General features: G+C 41.2%; 22 protein-coding genes. 10 read left to right on the forward strand and 12 right to left on the reverse strand.

Annotated features, from left to right (window positions below):
* Positions 1-233: 233 nt before the first annotated feature.
* The 4 genes from AX660_RS22920 (at position 234) to AX660_RS20380 (ending at position 3,188) form a co-directional block, all read left to right on the forward strand.
* Entirely contained in the window at positions 234-404 is a 171-nt protein-coding gene (locus tag AX660_RS22920; RefSeq protein ID WP_082769045.1) for a DUF3545 family protein, read from the forward strand.
* A gap of 76 nt (positions 405-480) precedes the next feature.
* The gene (locus AX660_RS23730) at positions 481-627 is read left to right on the forward strand and encodes a CHAT domain-containing protein (RefSeq protein WP_407669417.1); all 147 of its coding nucleotides are present in this window, start codon (positions 481-483) and stop codon (positions 625-627) included.
* A gap of 157 nt (positions 628-784) precedes the next feature.
* A complete protein-coding gene (locus AX660_RS20375; RefSeq protein ID WP_068381388.1) occupies positions 785-1,162 on the forward strand; it encodes a BlaI/MecI/CopY family transcriptional regulator in 378 nt (125 codons plus the stop codon).
* A complete protein-coding gene (locus AX660_RS20380; RefSeq protein WP_068381391.1) occupies positions 1,155-3,188 on the forward strand; it encodes a M56 family metallopeptidase in 2,034 nt (677 codons plus the stop codon). The genes AX660_RS20375 and AX660_RS20380 overlap by 8 nt, the downstream gene beginning before the upstream one ends.
* Positions 3,189-3,248: 60 nt before the next feature.
* Here the strand turns inward: AX660_RS20380 and AX660_RS20385 are convergent, their stop codons facing one another.
* Positions 3,249-4,010 (reverse strand): SapC family protein, encoded by a 762-nt coding sequence (locus AX660_RS20385; protein ID WP_068381394.1) that lies wholly within the window; start codon positions 4,008-4,010, stop codon positions 3,249-3,251.
* A 781-nt stretch (positions 4,011-4,791) separates the two neighbouring features.
* On the opposite strand from AX660_RS20385, the gene AX660_RS20390 reads away from it, so the two are divergent.
* Entirely contained in the window at positions 4,792-5,319 is a 528-nt protein-coding gene (locus tag AX660_RS20390) for a hypothetical protein (protein ID WP_068381397.1), read from the forward strand.
* 69 nt (positions 5,320-5,388) lie between these two features.
* Here AX660_RS20390 and AX660_RS20395 read toward each other — a convergent pair whose 3' ends face one another.
* Together AX660_RS20395 and AX660_RS20400 are read right to left on the reverse strand one after the other, a co-directional pair.
* Positions 5,389-6,366, reverse strand: coding sequence for an endonuclease/exonuclease/phosphatase family protein (locus AX660_RS20395; protein WP_068381400.1), 978 nt, complete (start codon positions 6,364-6,366; stop codon positions 5,389-5,391).
* Positions 6,360-7,520, reverse strand: a complete 1,161-nt coding sequence (locus AX660_RS20400; protein ID WP_082769047.1) for a DUF748 domain-containing protein — start codon at positions 7,518-7,520, stop codon at positions 6,360-6,362. Before AX660_RS20400 ends, AX660_RS20395 begins: the two co-directional genes overlap by 7 nt.
* A gap of 654 nt (positions 7,521-8,174) precedes the next feature.
* Here AX660_RS20400 and AX660_RS20405 point away from each other — a divergent pair.
* The 4 genes from AX660_RS20405 to AX660_RS20420 all read left to right on the forward strand — a co-directional run bounded on the left by AX660_RS20405 (position 8,175) and on the right by AX660_RS20420 (position 14,445).
* Positions 8,175-9,812, forward strand: a complete 1,638-nt coding sequence (locus tag AX660_RS20405) for a methyl-accepting chemotaxis protein (protein ID WP_068381403.1) — start codon at positions 8,175-8,177, stop codon at positions 9,810-9,812.
* Positions 9,813-10,321: 509 nt separating this feature from the next.
* Positions 10,322-11,602 carry a metal-dependent hydrolase family protein gene (locus AX660_RS20410; protein WP_082769048.1) on the forward strand — a complete coding sequence of 427 codons (1,281 nt, stop codon included), beginning with the start codon at positions 10,322-10,324 and terminating at the stop codon, positions 11,600-11,602.
* Between the two features lie 142 nt (positions 11,603-11,744).
* Positions 11,745-12,398, forward strand: coding sequence for a dUTP diphosphatase (locus AX660_RS20415; protein ID WP_068381405.1), 654 nt, complete (start codon positions 11,745-11,747; stop codon positions 12,396-12,398).
* Between the two features lie 388 nt (positions 12,399-12,786).
* Positions 12,787-14,445: a response regulator gene (locus AX660_RS20420; RefSeq protein ID WP_068381409.1), complete on the forward strand. Its 1,659-nt coding sequence runs from the start codon at positions 12,787-12,789 to the stop codon at positions 14,443-14,445.
* Between the two features lie 7 nt (positions 14,446-14,452).
* Here AX660_RS20420 and AX660_RS20425 read toward each other — a convergent pair whose 3' ends face one another.
* The gene (locus AX660_RS20425) at positions 14,453-15,400 is read right to left on the reverse strand and encodes a tRNA/rRNA methyltransferase (RefSeq protein ID WP_082769049.1); all 948 of its coding nucleotides are present in this window, start codon (positions 15,398-15,400) and stop codon (positions 14,453-14,455) included.
* A gap of 87 nt (positions 15,401-15,487) precedes the next feature.
* Positions 15,488-16,690, reverse strand: coding sequence for an acyltransferase family protein (locus tag AX660_RS20430; protein WP_068381412.1), 1,203 nt, complete (start codon positions 16,688-16,690; stop codon positions 15,488-15,490).
* 119 nt (positions 16,691-16,809) lie between these two features.
* Here AX660_RS20430 and AX660_RS20435 point away from each other — a divergent pair, with 119 nt between their 5' ends.
* On the forward strand, positions 16,810-17,661 hold the full coding sequence (locus AX660_RS20435; protein WP_068381415.1) for a LytR/AlgR family response regulator transcription factor: 852 nt from the start codon (positions 16,810-16,812) through the stop codon (positions 17,659-17,661).
* Between the two features lie 21 nt (positions 17,662-17,682).
* Here AX660_RS20435 and trxC read toward each other — a convergent pair whose 3' ends face one another.
* From trxC to gnd, 7 genes are all read right to left on the reverse strand, one after another.
* Positions 17,683-18,108, reverse strand: a complete 426-nt coding sequence (gene trxC / locus AX660_RS20440) for a thioredoxin TrxC (protein ID WP_068381418.1) — start codon at positions 18,106-18,108, stop codon at positions 17,683-17,685.
* Between the two features lie 44 nt (positions 18,109-18,152).
* Entirely contained in the window at positions 18,153-18,695 is a 543-nt protein-coding gene (locus AX660_RS20445; RefSeq protein WP_068381421.1) for a DUF1697 domain-containing protein, read from the reverse strand.
* 2 nt (positions 18,696-18,697) lie between these two features.
* Positions 18,698-19,735, reverse strand: a complete 1,038-nt coding sequence (locus tag AX660_RS20450; RefSeq protein WP_068381425.1) for an alpha/beta hydrolase — start codon at positions 19,733-19,735, stop codon at positions 18,698-18,700.
* A 672-nt stretch (positions 19,736-20,407) separates the two neighbouring features.
* On the reverse strand, positions 20,408-21,148 hold the full coding sequence (locus AX660_RS20455) for a glutathione peroxidase (protein WP_068381428.1): 741 nt from the start codon (positions 21,146-21,148) through the stop codon (positions 20,408-20,410).
* Positions 21,149-21,300: 152 nt separating this feature from the next.
* Positions 21,301-21,528, reverse strand: coding sequence for a DNA gyrase inhibitor YacG (yacG, locus tag AX660_RS20460; protein WP_068381431.1), 228 nt, complete (start codon positions 21,526-21,528; stop codon positions 21,301-21,303).
* 21 nt (positions 21,529-21,549) lie between these two features.
* Positions 21,550-22,302, reverse strand: coding sequence for a cell division protein ZapD (zapD, locus tag AX660_RS20465; RefSeq protein ID WP_068381434.1), 753 nt, complete (start codon positions 22,300-22,302; stop codon positions 21,550-21,552).
* 317 nt (positions 22,303-22,619) lie between these two features.
* On the reverse strand, positions 22,620-24,074 hold the full coding sequence (gene gnd, locus AX660_RS20470) for a decarboxylating NADP(+)-dependent phosphogluconate dehydrogenase (protein WP_068381436.1): 1,455 nt from the start codon (positions 24,072-24,074) through the stop codon (positions 22,620-22,622).
* Between the last annotated feature and the right edge of the window lie 594 nt (positions 24,075-24,668).

Genomic DNA, 24,668 nt, shown 5'->3' on the forward strand with positions numbered 1-24,668 from the left:
AAAACAATGTACTACATACGTATTCATCCCCTGACTATATTTTGTCCAGACTTTTTATACGTGCGTCATTAAACTTTCATCAATTGTTAATAAAAAGTACAAGAATCTATTCTATTTTAGGGTGCAGTATGGTAAAAGAGCGTTGAACTTGTTGCACTAGCTTGTGTAAAAAGTTTATCGATTTCAATATAAAGCAGTGACTATTGCGCTAAAAATAATAATGGGGATCCCAAATGGATAAGTCCGATTTATTTTCAATGATAGATACAGAAAGCCGCTCCGCTAAAACTAAATCCGTTAAACGAAAATGGCGAGAAATCGAAGCCATTCATGACCGTCAACGCCTACGACAAGAATTGAGTGAATTAGGCCTAACCGCCGAAGATGAATTAGAATTTTTATAACCTTACTTACAAAACTTCGCTCCGGCGAAGTTTTTTTTAGCCTAAAAACGTTCACTGCAATTGCACCTTATGGCCAATTTCAGACCGTGCATCAGCCAAGCTGATGATCAGCTTCTATCAAAATCTGCAATCAGGCCAAACCCTTAGCAATGCACTGAGAAAAAGCCAACTATTCATGTTTAACAATCCTCGTTTTATCCCCCTATTATTGGGCTGCGTATAATTTGTATTCAGCCAATACTAACCAAGTTGTTTTCAACAAAATATTTTTATAATTCATATAGATAAATACAATATTCAAATTTTATTGATTTTCTAACTTGAACTACGAAAGTATTCGTATATATTTAATACGAATTGAATCGTAGAAGGAATTGAATATGATTGCCCCGACCCCCTCGGAACTTGAAATCCTCAATATACTATGGAAATCTGGCGAAGCCACCACACAAATCGTCAATGATCAGCTCAACTTAACCCGTCCTGTCGGTTATACCACTACGCTAAAAACCATGCAGTTGATGACCGAAAAAGGCTTGTTGGATAGACGCAAAGAAGGCAAGAGTCACGTCTATTTTGCTTTAAGTGATGAATCAAAGACCAAATCACACTTGCTCGACAAAATAATTCAAACCACCTTTGGAGGCTCAACTAGCGGTTTGTTGATGCAACTGTTTGGCAATAAAGCAGTTAGCCAAGACGAAATTGTACAAATCAGAGCCTTTTTAGACGGCATGGAGGATAAAAATCATGGATAATTTAAGCAGCATTTTGGATCCACATTTAATTTATGCCTTGGGTTGGACATTAGTGCATTCACTCTGGCAGTCCTTACTGGTATTTGTACTACTGAGTAGTGGCCTTAAAATGACTAATTCACTTAGGCCTGCTTTACGTTATCGATTATGTATAAGTGCCTTATGTTGCTGTGTGATACTCAGTGGGCTCACTTTTTATCAAAACTACACTCAATCGGTGCAAACCAGTCTGTATCTAGGCGACATCCAAACTCATATTGCATTGGTTTATGAAGGCAGTTTTTGGTCATCAATTTACCAAAATATCAACCCTTGGCTGAGCTCGGTAGTACTTGTTTGGTTTGTTGGTTTTGGCTTGCAATTTGTACGCTACTTATATGATGTGCTCCAAGGTCTGCAACTAAAAACCCAGAACACTTTTACTGTGAGCCCTGAATGGCAAAAGCGTCTGGCTCGTTTGCTTAATGTGTTACAGATTAAGCACTCAGTTGAATTTAAATTATCCAGCAAAATTAGCGTTCCTTGCATAGTTGGGCACTTTAAACCTGTGGTACTACTGCCTCTGGGGCTGTTTACGCAACTGCCTATGGAGCAAGTTGAAGCCATTGTATTACATGAACTTGCACACATTAAACGTAACGATTATCTGCTCAATTTAGTGCAATACCTCGTCAAAATTGTGTTTTTCTTCAACCCTTTTGTATTGCTCATTTGCCATAAAATAGATTTTGAACGCGAAGCGGCCTGTGACGATATTGCGGCTAAGGCCTGTGGTAATGCGCTAATATTCGCTAAGAGTTTGAGTCGTTTTGCAGAATTCAGCCAGCAGCGTCAATCTGTATTGGCTGCACATAAACAATCGTTTTTCTTACTTGATAGAGTAAAGCGCATTTTTACACGGACTTTACCTCTTTCTGCTGCGGCTGAACGTTTGGTATTACTCATGGGGATTGCCGTTTTTGGCTTAACCCTCAATGTGAATGCGAGTGACCAGATAACAGGATTAGTGGCAAATTCACCCACTATAAATCTAGCGACAATGACATCTCAAAACGATCAAAATACATCCGTTGATATTGATGTTTTAGGTGCTGCAACTACAAGCCAAACAAACGTTCAACAGTCCATTGATGAACAACTAGCACCACAACCTATTGAACTCATTGAAAATATCGATACCAAACTGGAAAATGTGGCTCTTTCTACTCAGAGTACTCAGCCCAATAATATTAAGCCATTTGAAAATAACACTATCTTGTTAGCTAGCGCAGCACGTGATTTTGCCCTTGGAAATAATCCAACAGACACTATTCTTCCTGTAACACCGACCTCATTTACCGAGCCAAACCAACAGCAGCAAGCTGTAAGTAATACCCAAAGTGAAACAACAAGCTTAGTTAAATTTGAAAAGCCACTGGCTGACTTATCGTTAGTTAAAATCAATAACAGTGGCTTTGATCTGGCATTGTTTGAACCTCAATTTGTAGATAAGCAATATAGAGGCATCAAACTATTACCGATTAACGTTGATAAAACCATTGTCGAGTCCAATTTTAAACGCTGGGAAGTCATTACTTATCAAGGATTAAAAGATTCGCTCAACGGTATTAATCAACTCATCACGCAACATAATGCCAGCTTAGGTGCTATTCCTGACAAAGACTTACTGGTTGCTCGTATTGAGATTAAAAAAGTGGTGCATATGAAATTGTGGGCTGGCTTGGTAAATGACGGTAATCGCCGTTCTACTCATAGTAACAGTGTTGAATACCTAGCCGGGGCACAACTACAGATTGTTCTTAATGAGGCGCTTAGTAAGGATAAAATAGGCATTATCTGGGCGGGATTTGATGTTGATGGTGAATCGCTATCAGGCAAAAACTTCAAGTTTTGGAACAGCGAAACACAACAAAACTACTGGCATGAAATTATGCATTCCACTTTAGCCAAATTAGATAATACATTGGAGCAAATTCAAGGGCGCAACTTTGTTGAATTTAATCCCAAACTGAATAACCAATACTAATCTGGCAAAAAAAAGCCCTGTTTAACTTCTGTTAAACAGGGCTTTTTTTATTAATCAAAATTAAGCTGTTGCTGGTTCTTTTGCTGTTTCTTCCAATTTCAATTGTAAAGACTGAATTGGTGTAGCAGTAGCAGCAGATAATTGCACTAGGCGGTTTAATTGACCTAAAGACATCATCACAGCGTAGATAGCGCCTAAGAAGCCGGCTTTATGCAATTCTAGGATTTTAGCATCGTCTAGAGCATGTAAACGTTTTTCGCTGATACATTTCATACCATTGATATTACGTTGTTGACCATTCGCATATTGCACACGTAAGGTAATCGCGTCGAGAAGGTCCAATTCAATTAACTTAGCCACAAAACGCTGAGTGGCCATTTCACTGTTAGCCAGATCAGACAATAATTGCTGACGATTTTGCAAATAAGGGCTAGGCTCACCGGCTTCAGTAAATAACAACTCACCTTCTTTAGTACCAACTAACTCGCTATTTTCATCAATAAAGACCCCTAATTTGTCGCCATCAGGACGAACATCAAAAGGATAACGCTGAATATTTAAAGGTACAGTATGGGCGTTCCATTTGCCGTCAGTCATAAACATATTGACACCTTGTTCGGTACCTAACATGGCAATACTGTGGGTCGCGTTAGTTTTTGGATCTTGTACAAAAACAATCGGCATGGTGCTAGCTAACTGTGCATATTCACGTAGTGATGCGGCGGCCAAATGTGCGTCTTTAGTGTGGCTAAAATCGTGTTTTAAGTTAACACGTAGGTCTTTATGTTTATCTTTGTCTAGCGGGATGTAGTTAGTTGTCATTGGATACTTCTCTTTTTAATTTTTAAACAAATTGGGATTTAACTTAGATGCTGACGAAATAATTTATTTCAAGTGCTACTAACGGAAAACGAAGATGTTAGATCGGATCACTGTGGCGTATCGTGCTGCTTTGAATAAACTTAGCAGCACCAATATTTCAATCTGCAGGTGGCTAAACCTAGCAAAAACGGCCAAAAGTATCTTATATTTGCCATACTTTGTCACCCCATCGTTACAGCTTATTTACATCTTTCTGCCTGCTAAAATGTTCTAATCTAGATTAAGCAATAAAAACAAAAAGATAGCCTTCCCTATTATGGCTTTTTTAAATTGTGCAATATTTACCCAAAGTGAAAATATTCTACAATTTTGTTGCTTACCTCAGCACAGCAGCTTTGCAAACTCAGCGGGTATTAAATAAGTCAAAACCGTTAGCACATTTATATAGGACTCAAGGTCTACTCGCGAAATCTACTAGATAAAATCCCTCAAACTTGTAAGCCGGATATCTCTGAAACTATTCTAAACAGATATTAAATCCATTAAATTACAAATAGTTATGTTAACTAAATATTCAAAAATAGAAACTCGCGGCACACAACCATCAGCAAAAGCTCAAACCACCACACCTATAAAACCATTCATCCACTTTGTATATTCACTCTCTTCAGTGCGCCTTTATAAATAGTAGCGCCACTGCGGCATCTAACTTGCAGCCCTACTCATTTATGGAAATGAAAATGTTTTATGTAATTTATCCTTAACATGGGAGGAAAAAGCAATGAACCCTAACGTGATTGACGAACAATACCCAGGCAAAGTGGTAGGTGTGTACAACAGAGAAGCCAGCGCAAAAAAGATGGCTGAACAACTAATCAGCGAAGGTGGTTTTTTAACTGAGCAGCTAAGTGTAGTGCGGCCTGATGATGGAAATTTTGCAGGTAAATTAGAACCCGACAGCAAGGGTATCGGCCGGACTTTACTTAAATCCCATCTCATTCTAGGGAGTGCAGGTTTAGTGGTCGGTTTGTTGGTAGCAAGCCTGTTAATTATTATTGGTTCCCCTTTTGCGGCCTCAAGTCCGGTGATGATGTTATCGGCTGCAGCTATATTAGGCACTTTTTTAGGCTTGTTGGTTGCAGGCGCGATATCTTTGCGTCCGGACCATGATGGGCCGATCAATAGTGCCCGCCACGCCAGCCATCATCATCAATGGTCGGTTGTAGTACAAACCAAAGATCATGAACAAATAGAGCAGGCTAGAAAATTAATGCAGCCTTCAGCGGTAAAACTGTCTGAATCCTTGTAACAATTCAATCTATCCACGTAGAGCAGTTAGTTCGCCTACTCTACGTCTCAGCTATCTCTTGAAATCAGTTTATTTAAGCGCTAATTCGCTTAATAACGGAAAGTGATCTGAACCAATGTCTGGCAAACGTTTTAAGCTAACTAACTCAAAATCATCACTGTGAAAAATATGATCCAAGGGCCAGCGCGCAAAAGCATACTGAGCATGAAAAGTATTGTAGGCGCCACGCCCTTTGCGCGGATCCAGCAATCCGCTGACCCGTAAAAAGGCGCGAGTGGTTGGTGACCAGGCTACGTCATTTAAATCACCACTCACCAATACTGACTTTGAGTGATGAGATTTTTTCGCGGCTATTTCTCTAGCCAAACTCAGTAACTCTACATCCCGCTCAGTTGCTTCGGAATTTTCCGTGGGACTTGGTGGTGCAGGATGCAAAAAATGGCAATTGATCTGCTCACCACTGGGTAAAATGGCCGTGCAGTGAATCGACGGCACACCTTTTTCAACTCGTTCTGCGCTAGTGATGTTTGTCAGCGGTAGACGACTAAACACATGCATACCGTATAAATTTTCAAGTGGGTAATTTACCCTGTAAGGATAGGAATCATGCAGTGGTGCAAGGGCATCTTGCCACCATTGATTAGTTTCAAGGGTTACCAAAATGTGCGGTTGCTCTTGATTAACCAAAGCAATCAATTTGTGTGCATCACGATTGCTCATCAATACGTTGGCATTCATCACCCTGACTCTGCGTTTTAAGTCAGGCGAGCGTGCTGTCTTGACGGTTTTTTTCATTAATGGCGTATAGGGTAAAATCCAATAGAGTTGATAAGCTAACGCGGCTAAGTTAATAGCAAGTAGCGCAAATTTATAAACAATATTTTGATGGTAAAAAATACCCAGCACCACGGTATTGAGCAACAATAAAAACGCAATTTGCAAACGCGGAAATTCCCATACACGCACTACCCAATGATCACTAGGTAATAGTGGAGCTAGGGTCAGCAGCATTAACACAATACTAGTTATAACAAAGGTTGTTAACATGGTTTTTGACCCATTTTTAAATTAAATAGAGCGCTAAGATGTGGGTTTATTTCCCCCTCAAATACCTCACACTGAGTGGCATCGATCTTTACAATATCATCAATCTTAATTTCTAATGCCTTAAAAAATGCGTTTTTAATGATGCCGAAAATTGCTGGCCAAAGTGGCGTTTTGAGTTCATCTATGGTGCCCTCAAGAGGAACTTTAGTGCCAAGTAGATCGCTTTGACCATTTTCAAACAATTCAGCCACACCACCAGTTAATGCTTCGAACAATAGCTGAAAGGGATTGTCGCCGTCTTTAACCACATCTTCTTGCCAATCAAATACCGATAAGTCATACACCCCGCCTTTTACGTAACCTTCAACCACACCTTGGTTAGCAGCAAACTCCATGACAAAATCAACCTCCCCGGCTTCAACATCAAAGGGGGTATAAAAGCTAATCAGATGATCAATCTTTTTCACCGGCAAACGCTGCATTTCCACATCAAAATTAAAGCTTGGTTTGTCTGCATAAGGATCATAAGAGCCCGATAACACGATAGGCGAGACGTTTTCAATGACCGCGTCTAAACGCATATTGGTCACTAACGAACCGGAATGTTTTTTACTGTTAGTTAAATTGGTGATGTGCCCGTTAATCTCCTGAATTTCAGTAATGTTAGTTTGTTCATTATTGATAACCGCAAATAACAAACGGCCAGCAACAATATCAATTCTATCGATAGAAAATGGCACTAAGCGATTTGCCAACGTGATCCAGGTTTGTTCGTTTTGCACATCTTCATTGATATGCTCTTCACGTTCCGCCTTATCAGCATAATAAAATTGTGGCTGCAAAAAGGTCATTTTGGACACAATACTGCCGTGAAATAAGGCTGACCATAAAACCGAGATATCCAACTGTTGAATTTTTATGAGTGGTTTTTGTAACTCACCATCAACTAAATAGAGTTCGATATCTTCAATTTGATAGGCGCCTCGATATAGTGCGATGTCAATATCTCCCACTTTTCCACTCAACCCAGGGGTAGTATCAATAGCGTAGTTAACCCCTTTTTTTACTGCGTAGGGTGCTGCCACACGCAACAAAACCAACAACAAGATGATGAAAAATAAGGTCAATGCACTTTTACGGTAAAATAACTGCATAGATTATCTCCCTTAAAACTAAAGCCTTTGTTTTAGGCTCATTCGTTTTCCGACGTTTGTTAGAAATGATGAAAGCTAAATAACAAGCATATATTTCACAGCCATTTGTAAAATATCCTACTCCCAATTAGGCGCCCCTCTTAAATAAGGTTAACGTTTTTACCTCACTTAATACTCAAAATTTTGAATTAAATAATATGTTAAATCCCACTGACACTGGCGTTTTATCCGCTTTGTTATCGATTTTATGTAACTCTTTTTTAGTTAATAAAATCATTCATGTTGTTATATGAATTTGCGCCATTCTAGTTTAAGTAGGGTTTTTATAACTTAGTCAGTAGCTAGCTATGCCATTTTTATGCCGCCTACTTTCAGCGGATAGAAACAACTCACTGATGCGCAAATAATCTCGACTCATGTATCAAATCGACAAAAAATAACTGATTAGCTTTATAAACGCTTATCTCCTCGCTATTTTGGTCGATAAAACTTTTACATCATCGCTCCAATTTACCGCGTATTTTGCTGTGCCCATGTCACACACAGTAAACGCCATTAAAAAGAGCAATTAAATGTGTATTTATTTGAATTAAATACTATTTTTGTAGAACGCCTTAGGTAGCGGCTTAATTACATCACTCACAGGGTATTTGAATGTTAAATTCCACATCAGTTAAAACCAGATTAGGCGTTATGGCGATACTCCCTGGCGTATTTTTTGCGGTAATGGCCATTTTAGTAAACTCCATAATGAAAACCCAAAACCAAGGCATCGAAAGCTTGTATGCTGACAGAGTGGTGCCACTGAAACAAATCAAACTGGTGTCTGATAATTACGCGGTTAGCATTGTGGACTTATTGCATAAATACCGGGCAGGCATGCTCAGTGACTCACAAGTGCTGAATCGTATTAAGCAGTCAGAAAACATCGCCGATGAACAATGGGATGCCTACATTAATACCAAATTAACTGAGCGCGAAAGTGACTTAGTTAATAAAACCAAACGCAACTTACCCGCCGTGCAAAAACTGATCGAAAAATACAAAAAGATGATCAACGAGGGCACGCTGGTTTCTTATCCTGCCAATACTTTTAATGCCGAACTTTACGAGGTCTTTGATCAACTGAGTCAAAGTTATGAAGCCCTGATCGACTTGCAACAGGATGAGTCTTTATCGTTTCGTGATGCATCTCATGAAAAATTTGTAAGTACTGAAAGAGCACTCATTATTGCTTCAATTCTGGTTTTGATACTGATGTTCTCCATTGCATTTTTGATTTATCGCTCTATTCAAAGGCCATTAAATAAACTGCAAAACACGATTACTGACATTGCTGAAAAAGCGAATCTAACCTTGCGTGCAGAAGTCGAAGGTGATGATGAATTTGCCAAAACCGCTGAGAGTTTTAATCTTATGCTGGATCGTATTCATACCCTTGTAATGAACGTATCCGAAGCAACCTTAACCTTGGCCTCGGCCGCAGAAGAAATGCAGACTATCAGTACTCAGGTTGCCACCACGGCGAATGAGCAAGAATTGCAAAACACCATGATAGCCACCGCGATTACCGAAATGAGTTCAGCCATTCAAGAGGTGGCTAATAGCGCGCTAAAAACCTCAACCCGCGCCACCGATGCTGACAAACAAGCCGTGCTCGGTCAGGCGAAAGTGAAACAAAATATCCAATCTATTACTGATTTATCCAAAACGGTTGATAGCACCACAGAAGTCATTCAAAAATTACATGATCAAGCCAACGAAATTAACCAAGTGGTACAGTTAATTAAGGGCGTAGCAGAACAAACCAATTTATTAGCATTGAATGCGGCTATTGAGGCTGCTCGCGCAGGAGATTCTGGCCGAGGGTTTGCGGTTGTGGCGGATGAAGTAAGGCAATTGGCGCACAATACCCAAAAAGCCACTGAATCCATCAGTGAAATGATCGGAAGATTGCAAAACTCGGCTAAACAATCGGTAGATTCAATGAGTAAAGCACAAGAGCGTGCCAACGAAAGTGTAGATCATGCCAAAGACTCATCCATTGTGTTACAGGAAATCATTACCGCCATGTCTGAAATTGCGAATATGAACACCCAAGTATCAGTTGCGACTGAAGAACAAACCATGGTGGCCAGCGAGATCAGTAAAAACGTTAACGAGTTTAGTATTAGCATTGCTGTGGTAAACGAAAGCTCCCAGCAAAATGCCATCGCCAGCGGAGAATTAACCCAATTAGCGGATAAATTACAAAAACAAATCTCGATCTTTAAAATTAACAAAAAATACTAATAGCGCTCAAGGTAAGCAAAAAGTCTTCTAACTTGGTGGCCATTTCTCGCTCGGGCGCATGTTCAATTTCTACCCGCAAGTATTCTGAGTTTTCAATTAATAACTCAAAATTTTCGAGGTATTTAATCCCTCCCCACGCCAACTTAGACGAGTTAGAACGGGTGCAAGCGGCAAAACCTCTTTGATCGATTAAGGCCCCCCCAAGCCCCTACCGCACCATTCTACCACCACCGAAAATCCATACATTGAAGGTGTGTATAATACCAACTCCATTAAATAAGGAGTTTTTTGAGATTGCTGGTTCTAAGTGAGCCCACAGTTGTCCTGAACAATTAACTTCAACTTTATTAAGGGTTACTTTAGCGCTGTCTACATGGAAAAGTAGCGGAATCACTGATTACCAATAACAGATCACACTTTTTTGCTCTGGCCTTTTCCAAAAAATTCAAAGATGTGCAAACAATACAATTCGGCTACCATGACAACTCTACATCGCTTCAGGAAAAAACATGAATTTACTTAGTCTTATTTTACTCAGTTGCGTGATATTGAGCGGCTTATCAACGGCCCATGCCAATCAATCAGGCAGTATTATTCGGGCTGCCCAGATGCTCGATATAAAAAGCGGCAAATTGATCTCACCTGCCGTATTAGTAGTACAGGATGGCAAAATAACTGCAATAAACCCAACCAGCCTACCTACAGGTTTAGCCACCTATGATCTTGGAGATAAGGTGCTATTGCCCGGCTTTATTGATATGCACACTCACCTCACCCAAGACTTTTTTAATGGTAATCATTGGGAAACCGAAGCGGTTAACGAAACGCCTGCTGACTGGGCCTTACATGGCGTGGAGTTTGGTAAAAATATGCTTTTGGCAGGTTTTACTTCGGTCAGGGATGCAGGCGCGTGGCCGGGATTTCCTGATGTCGCTTTAATGCGAGCCATTGAGCGGGGTGCGGTGGTTGGTCCTCGAGTATTTCCTGCTGGGCATTATATTTCTATCACCGGAGGTCATTGTGATGTAACGGGTTTCGCTCCCGGCATAATGGAATTAGGCCCTAAACAGGGCATTGCCGATGGCAAAGACGAAATCCTCAAGGCTATTCGTTATCAGGCCAAACACGGAGTAAAAGTCATTAAAGTCTGCGCCACTGCCGGAGTTTTTTCCAAAGGCTTTAGCCCCGGAGCTCAACAATATTCTGATGAAGAATTAAATACCATAGTGCAAGAAGCCTCACGCCATGGTTTGAAAGTGATGGCACATGCCCATGGTAGCGAAGGTATCATGGCCGCGGTTAAAGCTGGCGTTGCCTCTATCGAACATGGCTCGATGTTAACCCCAGAAATAATCAAAGAAATGAAAAAACGCGGTACCTATTATATTCCTACTATTCATCTTGCAGATGTACCATTGCCCCCCGAAACACCACAATGGACAGTAGACAAATCAAACTTCCTCGCCCCTTATGTGGAACGCAGTTTTAAAATGGCTTTGGATGCCGGTATCAATATCGCCTTAGGCAGTGATGCAGGTGTGATGGCACACGCCGATGCGAGATTTGAATTTAATGCCATGGTCAAGCGTGGTATGAGTGAACTACAAGCGCTGCAAGCGGGCACCATCAAAGCCACCGAGCTACTAGGTGTGAGTGATAGAGGTGAATTGAAGGTCGGCATGTTAGCGGATATTGTAGCGGTTAAGGGCAATCCACTTAAGGATATTCAGGTGGTGGAGAATGTGACATTTGTGATGAAAAATGGTGAAGTTTATAAACATCTACAATAACCACTCAGTACACAAACAACGGGGTTTAGCTAACATTGTTAGTTGACCGACTAAGGCCTTCGTGATCCAATAGGCGGCTCTCAGCAGACAGTCGCCCAATCTTAATTTGCGACGTTTTTATAAAAATGACACAGGACTGACCATGTTAACACCCACCCAACTAGCCACTATGCTTAAGCTGCAAGACGGCATGAATTGCAAAGTAAACCCAAGCTGGTTAACCGCCGGTTATGCGTATTTACGCGCCGCCATGATTGAGTCCGTTGAAGGTATCGAACATCACGGTTGGAAATGGTGGAAGGCCCAGCACAAAGACCTACCCCAATTACAAATGGAGTTAGTCGATATTTGGCACTTTGCCCTTTCGCACATCATCATTGAATATTCTGGTGATATTCAACAATCGGCGCGCACTATAGCCGAACAACTCGCTTCACAGCGCAGCAAAGTCACTTTTGACGGTCTTGATTATCACTTTAACACCCTGGATATATTAGATAATCTCGAATTAATGGCCGGACTCTGTGCCGCTAAACGTTTTGATGTGCCCTTGTTTATTAAAATTGTTGAACAGGCAGAGATGAATTCTGACGAGCTCTATCGGCAGTTTGTAGGCAAAAACGTATTGAATTTTTTCCGTCAAGACCATGGTTACAAAGATGGTACTTATATCAAAGTCTGGCACGGCCGCGAAGATAATGAGCACTTGGTTGATGTACTCAACTCACTGGATATCAGCCTGAGTGACTATAGCGATCAAGTGTATGTAGGTTTGCAACAACGCTATCCACGTTAAGCCAGATTGCAGCAATTAACCTTATTTTGTTGCTAAAATTAACTAACTAATCATCAAGTGCAAAACCAATAAGGGTTTTGCACTTGATAGCGCAAAACATCTCCCTCTTTCTTTAGTTTTTAATAGGCCATGTTGACCTTTGCTGTATATTGATATATCAAAGAACAATGCAGCCTTAAATAAAAAAATTTAACCTCACTATTTTTAGCTAATTAGCTTTTCAGTAACGTTGATTCAGGTTAGATTAAAAACCTTACTTTATTAGTGGTTAAGTAAACGTTGAACAAATTGATAATTACTGGAAGCGAATTGTCATAGGGGTTTTATATCGTTTAGGTGTGCCATTAAAAGGCAATAGTCGCAGTATTAACTAAGATGGACGTAATTTTTGCTAGCAATTCCTGATAAAAAAGCCTTACAAGAATTTAATGTACTTATCATCGACGAACAGTCATTTGCTCACGATGTGATCAAATCAGCCTTAAAAGATTTAGGTGTCGATAACGTTAAAAGTGCGCAAAATGCTTTTTATGCCTTAAGTCTATGTGAAACTATTTCATTCGATATGGTCCTGATTGCCTTTGATGTAAAAAGTGATAAAGACGGATTCAACTTACTCGAAGAGATGAAGTTCAAAGGTTTTATCACTAAAACCACTATCGTTATTTTTCTTAGCTCTAATACTTCAGCGGATTTGGTCAATTGCGTGGTTGAACTGCAGCCCAACGATTTTTGGGTCAAACCTTTGGATAAATCCAAAGTCGAAAAACGCATACGGCACATCCTCGATTTTGAGCAAAAACTGCACAAATTGCATTACTGTTTTGATCAGGAAAAATATAACACTGCGATTTATTTAGCTCAGCGCCATTTAGCCGATCAGAGTTTGAAAAACTATCATCCGCAAATCAACCGACTAATGGGTAAGTCATTATTTTTAATGCATGAATACACCGAGGCCGAAACTTTTTATCGGTATCTCAGTGAAATGTACAAGTTTGCGTGGGTTTATGTGGAATTAGCCAGAACCTTATTCAGCTTACAAAAAAATACCGAAGCCATGACATTGATTGATACTTTACTGAAACGGGATGACGCAAGATTTAGTGCCTTTGATTTATTAGCAGAACATTACATTGCCAACGAAAATTTTGCTAAAGCCTACGAGATTATTAAACAGGCCTGCGAATTAGCCCCACGTAATATTGAGCGTAATAAAAAATGTTGGAACCTAGCGCGCCTGAATCATGATCGCATGGGTCAATATACAGCCACCAGAAACATGGCCAAATACGCTAAAAACTCCATTCATGATTCACCTGAACTGACGTTAAATATCATCAGAGCCGGTTTAGATCTGGCCACCGCATTAACCGGCCAAGATGCCCAAACCATGGTCAGTAAAATTGAAAAAGATATTGTTGCACTCGAAAGTAATAAACCACAAATGCAGGCGTTTAATAGCCAAATAAATATTATTCGTGCTCGTTTATGTAATCTAAAACAGGATAAAAAAGGCGCTGAAAACTTGATGAAGGACAAGTTAAAAGACCAAACTAATGGCTCTTTTGAAGATAATCTGGATAAAATGAAGGTCTATCACGAGTTGGGAGAGCGGGAACAGTCTATTGCTTTACTCGAACAGATGAATATCGATAAGTTAGGCCATTCATTTACCGCCAAAGTCCTCTCGCAATATTTGGAGCAAGAAACTGTCGAAAGGAAAGAAATTCAGTTCAGCCCTAAAGAACTCATTGAAATGGCTTCGGCACATTACAAAGGCCGGCGTTACACACCGGCCTATGAGCTATTATCGCAGGCCTTAACCCTATCACCCAAAAATGCCCACATCATGTTATCTATTGTCAAAGTGTTGGTTTTTATCGCTGAACTAGAAGGGCTCGATGAGGAACAACAAAACACTAAAGATGCCTGCGCAAATCTACTGAAAACCAGCAACTTATCTGACTTACATCGTGACGAGTTAAACAATTATTTGTTACGGATCCAAGCCACGGCACCACTCAGTAAAATCGTCAGCCATTGAGTTAATATTAACAACGCTGCTGGCGATACCACTCGCCTAAAATCAAACTGGCCGCAACACTGACATTGAGTGATTCTACCTGACCAGATCCAGGAATTTGCAGTGCCACATCAGTACTTTTGGCTACTTGGGGCGATACTCCATCCATTTCTTCGCCAAACACCACCACGACTTTGTTAGCAAGTTTACTTTGATACAAAGACACACTGGCATGGCTAGAGGTAGTCACCAAGCTATAACCCGCTTGTTTGCACTGTTGCAGCGCCAAGGGCAAATTATCACAGCTTAAACCATCCACAAATTCAATCCCGCCTTCTGCAGTGCGAGCAGCCGCACCGGATTGCAGCAGATAGGGCTGAGTCATCATCACCCCTTTCACCCCAAAGTGCGCACAACTGCGGGCGATAGCACCTAAATTATGTGGGTTACCCACACCATCTAAGGCCAGCAAACAATCTTGCTTAAGATCTTTATTAGCGGCCAAATAAGCAGCTAACGTCAGTTCGGGTTTGCGTTTAACTATCAATACCACGCCACCGTGATGTTCGCTGCCAGCAACTTTTTCTAACTCAGCGTTTTCGACAATGTGATAAGCATATTTGTTAGCGGCCAGATATTTCATCACGTCAGCAAATTTTTTAGCCATGTTGACTTCGACATACATTTTGACCACAGACTGAGGACGTTTGTTAAAACACACTCTACAGGCATTTTCGCCCTGCACTTTGGCCTCTTCTAGTCGATGCTGCCTTAAGGTAGCGGCACTGACTTTAGAGGTAAGCGTTTTTTTATTGTTTTGCCGAGCCGTTTTATCCCCCTCTTTAACCCAAGGTTTTTGTGCAGCATTACCACTACTGCCTTGAGTATGGCGCGGCTGACTTGGTTTACGAGGGCCACCTGCTGTATTGGATGAAGGCTTGCCTGGAGAACGGCGAGAATTGGCTTCTTTAGACACGAATATTTCCTTTAGGCATGCACCTGCGTTGCAGGCACCAATAAGGGGATATTCTAACCTAGTTATCAGCAAGCACGAAGGCCAGACTTACTCCTTCTTAGTCCTTATCACTTTCAAGCCAAACAACCAGCGCGATAGGCTAAACCGGCGCACCAACTCATAGCCCAATAAACAGCCCAAGCTAGTTAACAAAATTAATATTGGCGCTTCTATTCCAGCGGGTAGATTAAACGGCAACAACTGCATGGCAAATACCACTATCAAAGTTTGGTGAAAAATATACCAAGGCAAAATGGCTTGATTGGCATAAGTCAAAAAGCGATTAGTAAAATTCAAATAATGGCCAGCATAAGCCACCACGACTAGGATCCACGCCCAATAGTTAAGACTAAGTAATACACCGTGTATTAATTTAATAATAATTAAACCATCCAGCTCGTCACCCACATCCAAAAAGCCGTGGCGATCAAACATTAGCCAGCTATAACCCAAGACGGCAATAACTAACAAAACACGACGACCTTGTATGATTTGCTGCCATACACCTTTAACAAAGGCTAATAACACGCCAAAAACAAAGGCCAAAAAGTACTTAGCATGACTGTACCAATCGTCTAATAAAGCGTGGGTGACGGGATAAGTCTCGCGCAAACTTACCCAGATTAAAGCCATCGCCATCACTAAAAACCCAAAGACCAACCATAACTGCAGATTTAACTTATGTAAGCCGGTGCCCAAATTATTAAAAAATGGAAACAACAATAAAACCACTAAACTGTAAGCCCACAAATAAGGCAAAAACCACAGATGATTCCAGGTCAGTAAACCGATAGAAGATTGTTTAAATGGCGCAAGGTTAGTATCCACATTCCAGTATTCTTGTAAAAATGCCCAAAAACTCATTGTTAAACCATGTTGTTGCTGGAGTTCATAAAACAGCTGGGGCGGCACGATGATATACATGGAAATTATCAGCGGTACTAATAAACGATTGGTTCTGAGGCCACTTAAACGCCAACGGCTGAATTTATGTTGTTGTAAAACTAAGGACAAGGCGATGCCTGAAATCAAAAATAATAAGGACATGCGCCATTGGTTTGTCAGGATCATAAGATCCTGTAACCACACACTTTGTTGACCGCTTTTAATATGCCAATCCCAATCGGCCACGTAATACATACCCACGTGGTACAAAATCAGCAAACCAAAGGCGAGTGTGCGTAACCAGTCAACATCGTAACGGCGTTGATCATCTACTTGGTTTTTTACTTGAGCTAATACTTGAGTCATAACAACCCTTGCGGTTAAATATGCCAAGAATGATGTGGTGACTTGAGTCCACACACTAGCGGTAAACGCCCAGTGGACATGCCTCAGGGACAAAGGGTGGATATGAGGGGTAAACAGTAGTGACTTTATTTGAACGCTTTGACCAACATAAAACGGCTTATACCGCCCTGCTCATTGTGCTCTACCTATTTATCAACAATGGCATTAATGCCACCTCTGATTGGATGGAAACCACCCGTGATGGCAGCCCCGACTTTGCATTATGGGAACCTTTTGTGTGGGAGTATTCCAGCGCTCTGAGTAGCCTGTTATTACTGCCAGTTACTTTTATGCTGTGGCAGCGCATGCCCCTCAGTCTCACTCATGTCAAAACTCAAATAGTAAAACATTTGTTATTGTCACTGCTTTTTTCGGCGGCACACGTCACCTTGATGGTATTAATGCGCGAAGCTGTCTATTGGTTCATGGGTGGCAACTACGACTTTGGCCCGCCACTACGTGAATTTTTTTATGAATACCGTAAAGATGTGTGGGGCTATGTGTTCTTTTTAGGACTCTATCATCTCTTCCATTTTGTTTACCGCCGTCTCAAGGGTGAGGCGAATTTAATTGAAGCCGAACCGACTGGGAATAAATACGCCCAAGTGCCTGAACACCTATTAGTGAAAAAACTTGATCGAGAATTTTTAGTGCGAGTGGCCGACATTGAATGGATGGAATCTTCAGGTAACTACGTTAACTTGTATAGCGGTGGGCGCATCTATCCTTTGCGCTCTACCTTAGCCGAGCTGACCGATCGCTTGAGATCAAAAGGCTTTAGCCGTATACATCGCAGTTATGCGGTTAATCACTATGCCATCGACCATATCAGTTATCAGCCAAGTGGCGATGGCGAGATCCAGTTAAAAAATGGCCACAAGCTGAACTTATCACGACGTTATAAAGACGAATTTAAACAGAAGCTCGTTTAAGCAAAATGTCTAACCACAGCGCTATTTAGGTAAGTTTTGCATAATCCACTGTTTGAGTTGTGTTTCATTAAGTGCACCCGACATACGTGCCAGCTCCTTGCCTTGCTTAAACAAGATCAAAGTAGGAATACTGCGGATACCCGCCTCTGCAGAAATTTGCTGGGCTTGTTCAGTATTCACTTTAGCAAACAACAAACCCGGTGATTGCGATGCCACTTTAGTAAAAATCGGCGCCATCACCTGACAAGGCCCACACCAACTCGCCCAAAAGTCCACCAGTACGGGCATGTCATTTTTTTCAATATATTTATAAAACGAGTCATCGTTAAGCTCAACGGGTTTATTAGCATATAAACTCGCCTGACATTTGCCACACTTGGCTTCAAGATAAGGTTTACTCTCTGGTATACGGTTGGTTGCCTTGCAGGCAGCACAGACTAAATGCATGAAGTAACTCCGCTAGAAATTAGAAGGTTGCTTAAGCTCACACATTAGGCGAGCTTAGCCAACAATTCTGAAATTTTAACTAAGGTATTAAGGTTACGGGCTGTTGTCGCAACACCTAAACATTTTTCAACTTTTTCTGCTAGCTTTGAACGACCAATGCCATCGGGAGCGTAGAGATAAAAGCCATCTTGTTGTAGGTCGAATTGTTCAGTAGCCGATTTTAATGCATTTAACTTTTCTATATCCGCTGAATTAGCTGGTTCGTCTAAAAAGAATAAATGTAGATTTTTGGGCTGCTCGTAGGCTTGTTTAAAGGGATTATTAGCTAATAACTGGCAAAATTCATCAGCCCTCAATAATAATACCTTAGGTTTAAAACCAAAATGCTGTTCAACCAAAGTGGATAATAATGTGGCAAGCTCGGCTTTATTAACGTCCTTATATTTAAACAGTACATTGCCACTTTGAATATAACTTTGTGCCTCTTCACAGCCCACCTGAGTCATTAAATCAAGCAGTGCTTTCATTGGTAGAATATTATTTCCCCCAACATTAATACCGCGAAATAAGGCTACCCAAGTTTGCATTATTAATTCTCGTTCAGGTAAGTGATAGCAGCCGCTATCATAGCCGTATGCAATGGATTAGCTTGTGGCACTGAACAGGCTTCAACCTCACCTAAATTGCTCATGTCATAATGCATATCTTGCAACTGAGTATCGCTGATCACCAAATCTGCATGGCAGACATTTTCGCTAAGGGGGATTTCGAAAAACTTATTTTGACCTTGATTGGCCGCCATTAAATCTTTTACGCCTTGAATTAAGGTAGTGGCATCAGCCTGCGAGTGAGCCACAAAAATAGGTAGATTTAACACCGATTTTTGTTTAATTTTTTCCCGTACTGAACTAATTACATCGACCAGTTGCAAGGCGGCGTAAGTGGATACTTTAGGGTATTTAACCGGATTACGACCTGCTGTTTGATAGTCCCCATCCATCAACTTAGCTACCCAGCGCATGCCCCAGACATTAGCCAGCGTTTCTACGGTTGAATCTAAACGTAAGGCGCCAGAAAACAGCAATAAGCCTTTATATTCACCAGGTTGCTTTAATACATATTCAGTAGCCAAAGCTCCTCCGGTAGAAAAGCCGCCGATATACTTACTATCACCAAGGTTGATAGCCAGTTCACTAATATCTGCCACTCGTTTACGCCAACGATTAGCCAGTTCAGAGTCTTGCATATCGGCATCAGCGTTAAGCAAACCATGGCCGGGTAATAGAGCCACTACCACGTTGTAACCTTCCAGATGAAAAGCACCCGCGATGGAACGCAAAAAGAAGGGTGAATCACTTAAACCATGAAATAACACTATCACTTTGTCGGTGGGTTTACCGTGATGCAAGATATAGGGCGCATTGCCATCACCACGTAAGGCGCTTGAACAAACCGCAAACTCTTGCAACTTTGGCTCTTGGCAACCTTGGGTAGAGCCCAGTTCCTGTTGGTAAATCTGCGCAAAACGATCAAAGGCCGTATCTAAAGACTGCGCATTAAGCACAGAGCCAGAGACATAAAAAGCCAAAGTCAGGCCAAGTAACAAAGTGGTAAAAAGTGATTTCATGTAACAGAACTTAAAGTAGTTAATGTGGCAATACTATAACGACAAATTGGGGCCTGCGCCATGGCTGACAAACATGGCCTACGGCCACTGAGATTATAAGCTGCGCTTACAACGCAATGGGCTGCGCCCACTAAGATATGTGCTGGGCACACTAAACGACCTATTCCTGAGTTGAACCTGATTTGACTCATCAAGTGGTGGGACTTATTTGCGTTTGTGCGCGGAGCCCATAGGCTTTGTGGCCGTAGGCCATTTATTCTCGACTCCAACTTACCCAATTTCAGTCTCATCTTGTCAAATGACCAGACATGGATGTCTGGCAAGGCGAGATGAGTACATGCGACCTGCATGGATGCAGGAAGGTAGAATAACGCAGGGAGCAGTTATCGAGACGTGCTCTCCGCGCCGGTTTGAAAACAAGTTGGGGCTGAAATTGGAATAGAAAGTTGGTTGGAGAGCGGCCCTTTTTGCTTACTTTTTACGGCTATTGGTAAAAAGTGAGTCGAGCCACGGGACGTGGTTTGAAAAATCGCCAAGGAAGGCGTAAGCGCTAGCGGATAATCTTAGTCGCGAAGCGATAAGTGCGCGCAGCGCATGCTTTCAGCTTGCCCAGCAAAGTAAGTTTGGTGGCCGCAGGCCATGCTTGATAAGCATGGCGCATGCATTTTCTAATTAGGCGAAGTACGCCGCTAGGTCGTCACTTCCACCTATGTGTTTGCCACCGATAAATACTTGTGGCCAGGTTTCTTTGCCTGACAAAGCTTTTAGGCTGGTGAAAGACACTTCTTTGCCCATTACCAATTCTTCATATTGATAACCTTTTTCTTTTAACAAGGCCTTAGCTTTAGTGCAAAACGGGCAACCTGGTTTAGTCAAAATCGTAGTTGGCAATTGTTTAACTGCATTAGGTGCAATGTAGCTCAGCATAGTATCAGCATCCGATACTTCAAAAGGGTCACCTGGTTTATTAGGTTCAATAAACATTTTGTCTACTATGCCGTCTTTCACCAGCATAGAGTAACGCCAGCTGCGTTTGCCAAAACCTAGGTCCGCTTTGTCTACTAATAAACCCATGCCTTGGGTGAATTGACCATTACCATCTGGGATCAAAGTAACATTGGCAGCTTCTTGCTCACTTGCCCATGCGTTCATTACAAAAGTGTCGTTAACTGACATACAGATAATCTCGTCTACGCCATGGCTTTTAAAAGTAGCCGCGAGTTCGTTATAACGAGGTAAATGAGTTGACGAACAAGTTGGGGTAAAGGCTCCAGGTAGAGAGAAAACCACCACGGTTTTACCTTTGAATAATTCTTCAGTTGTACGGTTTACCCATTCATCGTTAACACGCATAGCAAAAGTAACATTGGGTACGGCTTGGCCGGTTTTGTCTTGAAAAGTAGAGTTGGACATCGTTGTTCCTTGTTAGTAGATAAGCAATCAGTGCAAGCATAGTAAGAAAATATGCCCAACAAGGGAAACTGATAAATACGATGGGCTTAATCTTAAAAATAGATTAAAGATGAATTATCTGATTAGATTAGGCTTGCTTTTGGAATACAAACTTATTGAAAAAAGTCATCGCCTTGTTCGGCGAGCAATGCCTCAATATCTTCGATATCTGGCAAAGCAAGCAGCTCCTGATCTTTATTGGCAGCACAAGGGATAGCTTTTTCTTCGTTTGCCCATTCACCTAAGTCAATAAGCTGACATTGTTTTGAACAAAAAGGCCGAAATTGGCTGGCACTTGACCATTCGACGTTTTTTTTGCAGTTAGGGCACTCTACTTTCATTTTTAAATCAGTATCTCAAGATCAGCAACAAGCAAGTTTAAAAGGGACTACCGCATCTACCGAGCTATTGCCTTGCATCGAGGGGGTAAACATCGTAAAGCGGATCGCATAGCGATATTTATTACCACTTAACATCGGGTAATAACCTTGATCGGTAGAGCTAAATACGCGGATCAATTCGTTTTTATCTTCGGCGATACCCTGATAAAAACCTTTTTCAGCTTCATATTGCACAAAACGTCCACGCTCACGTAAAAACGACAGAGTAATTTCAATCGCTTCTTTAATGGCACTTAATTCCTGCATCCAAGTTTGTACCTGACGTATTTTATCCGCATTGGCTTGTTGTAACCAATAATGTAGGTTGGGTAAATCAAAGCTACAAGTACCACCGGGTATGCTAAAACGCTGACGTATTGAAGCCAAAAAGCGTTCTTCTTTTAAATCAGCACCGATTTTTTTAGTGCCTTTTAAAGACTCGCGCAAACGCAGGATTTTTTGTAATGACTGTTGCAACGCTTCGGTGTCGATATTCGGATGTTGTGACCAAATAACCAGATTTTTTTCATGTAATTCAATGTCTTTGAGTACATCGTTACGTAAATCAAGGCGTTCTAACAAATCTAATAAAGTAAATAATGAGCTGAAAAAGTGAATAAATTGCCAGTTTTCTGTGGCCGAATTAGCATTCACAAGCTGTTTAAACAGTTGCTCGAGGCGCAGGTACGTTCTGACCTTTTCATTGAGCGGAAATTCGTAAATCGCTTGTGACATAGTGGCTTGTTACCGTTTTTATATTTGTGATGAATTTGCTTCTCAACTAAGCAATGTAACATTGTAAAGAATATTTAGGCAAATCAATAGGCTATTATGCTGTAAAAGCGCTTAAGCGTCGAGGTGTGGTATAAAAACTAATCAATACAAAGGTGGAATTTTAATGCACCGACAAATAGCCGAAAAGATCAGCAACTCATAAATACCGCTTAATACTGATTAAGTGCCAATAGCGACAAAAAAGCCCCTTACATTGAGGTGTAAGAGGCTTTCATCAGGTATTCACTTAATACCAGCAAACACGCTGGTAACTGTATTTAAGCGTTATAGGTAGAAGACGCAGTATTTCCACCACGGCCTGTCCAGTTAGTATGGAAAAATTCACCACGAGGTTTATCTGTACGTTCATAGGTATGAGCACCAAAATAGTCACGTTGGGCTTGTAACAAGTTAGCCGGTAAACGCTCTGTGCGGTAACCATCAAAATAGTTAAGCGCAGCGGTTAAACAAGGTGCAGGCACACCGTTACTGATGGCACTCATTGCCACACGGCGCCAACCGTCTTGGGCATTAACCACGGTATTGGTGAAGTAGTCATCCAACAACAAGTTATTTAAGCTAGGATTTTTATCAAAGGCTTCTTTAATCTTGCCTAAGAAAGCCGAACGAATAATACAACCACCACGCCACATTAACGCAATGCCACCGTAGTTCAGATCCCAGTTGTATTCTTTAGCCGCTTCACGCATCAAGGTATAACCCTGCGCGTAAGAAACAATTTTAGAAGCCAATACTGCTTGGCGTAAATCTTCGATAAAGGCGGCTTTGTCACCATTAAAAGATTTAGTGGGGCCAGTTAACACTTTAGCGGCTTCAACACGCTCGCTTTTAAGGGCTGATATACAACGGGCAAAAACTGATTCAGCGATAAGGGTTAGAGGTACGCCTAAATCTAGCGCGATAACGCCTGTCCATTTACCTGTACCTTTTTGGCCGGCGGTATCGAGAATTTTTTCAACCAGTGGGCTGCCGTCTTCGTCTTTATAGGCAAGGATGTCGCGGGTAATTTCAACTAAGTAGCTGTCTAATTCAGTAGTATTCCACTGTTTGAATACTTCATGCATTTCGTCGGCAGACATGCCAAGTACTTCTTTCATGATTTGATAGGCTTCACACAACAACTGCATATCGCCGTATTCAATGCCGTTGTGCACCATTTTGACAAAGTGACCAGCACCGTTTTGACCAACGTAATCACAACAAGGTGAACCATCATCCACTTTGGCAGAGATAGCTTGGAAAATTGGTTTAACTGCTAGCCATGCTTCGTTTGAACCACCAGGCATAATCGAAGGACCCGTTAACGCGCCTTCTTCACCGCCTGATACGCCAGCGCCAACAAAATGTAGGCCCTTTTCAGCTAAATACTTTTCGCGGCGAATAGTGTCAGGGAAATGAGTATTACCACCATCAATGATGATATCGCCTTTGTCTAAATACGGTACTAATTGCTCAATAGTGGCATCAACCGGTGCACCCGATTTAACCATGATCATGATCTTGCGTGGACGTTCTAAAGACTGGACTAATTCTTCTACAGAAAAAGCTCCGCGAATGGATAATCCTTTAGCACGACCATTAATAAAACTCTCTACTTTGTCAGTGGAGCGATTATAGGCAGTGACGGTAAAACCTTTACTCGCCATGTTCAGGATCAGGTTTTCACCCATAACAGCAAGGCCAATTAGGCCAATATCAGATAGAGTTTTCATAGCGTTCCAATTTTAACTTGAATGATGGTGTGCGACCTTGGCAGCTCAAAGAGTAGCTTAACTGCTGATAAAGCGCATTACCGTGACACCTTAAGTAATAACATCTGCATTTTAACGATTAAAGCACAGCTTAACACCTTCAAATTGCATAATATTTCATAGATTAATATCTTTATTATCTAACAAATAAAAATTGGCTTTAATATCAAGTTATTATCGACAAAATTGTGAATAAATTGCAGCATAATCTAGCTTACACCAAACAATCCATTAACAAAAAGTTCCTCTTCGAAAAACATTTTAAAACAAATTGGTATTTGTTAGTTTTTTAACTCTCTCAGCATTTTTCATAAGAGCTTATGCTTTATAGTGCATAGAATATATACCCAAGCAACCTGAAGATGTAGGACTAAGTTGGAATTACCCTTATGGCCACCAAACTGGAGTGACCGTTATTCAACATAGTGAGCGGGTTGGGATATTCAACGTTTTGGTATGCAACAGTACTTTTCCACAGAAGCTGGCCACAACATACCAGTAGCGACTTTTACCTCAATGCACTTAACTTTTATTAGGTGTACCCCCCGATAACAA

Source organism: Paraglaciecola hydrolytica (genome assembly GCF_001565895.1).
In the GTDB taxonomy this organism is placed as follows: domain Bacteria; phylum Pseudomonadota; class Gammaproteobacteria; order Enterobacterales; family Alteromonadaceae; genus Paraglaciecola; species Paraglaciecola hydrolytica.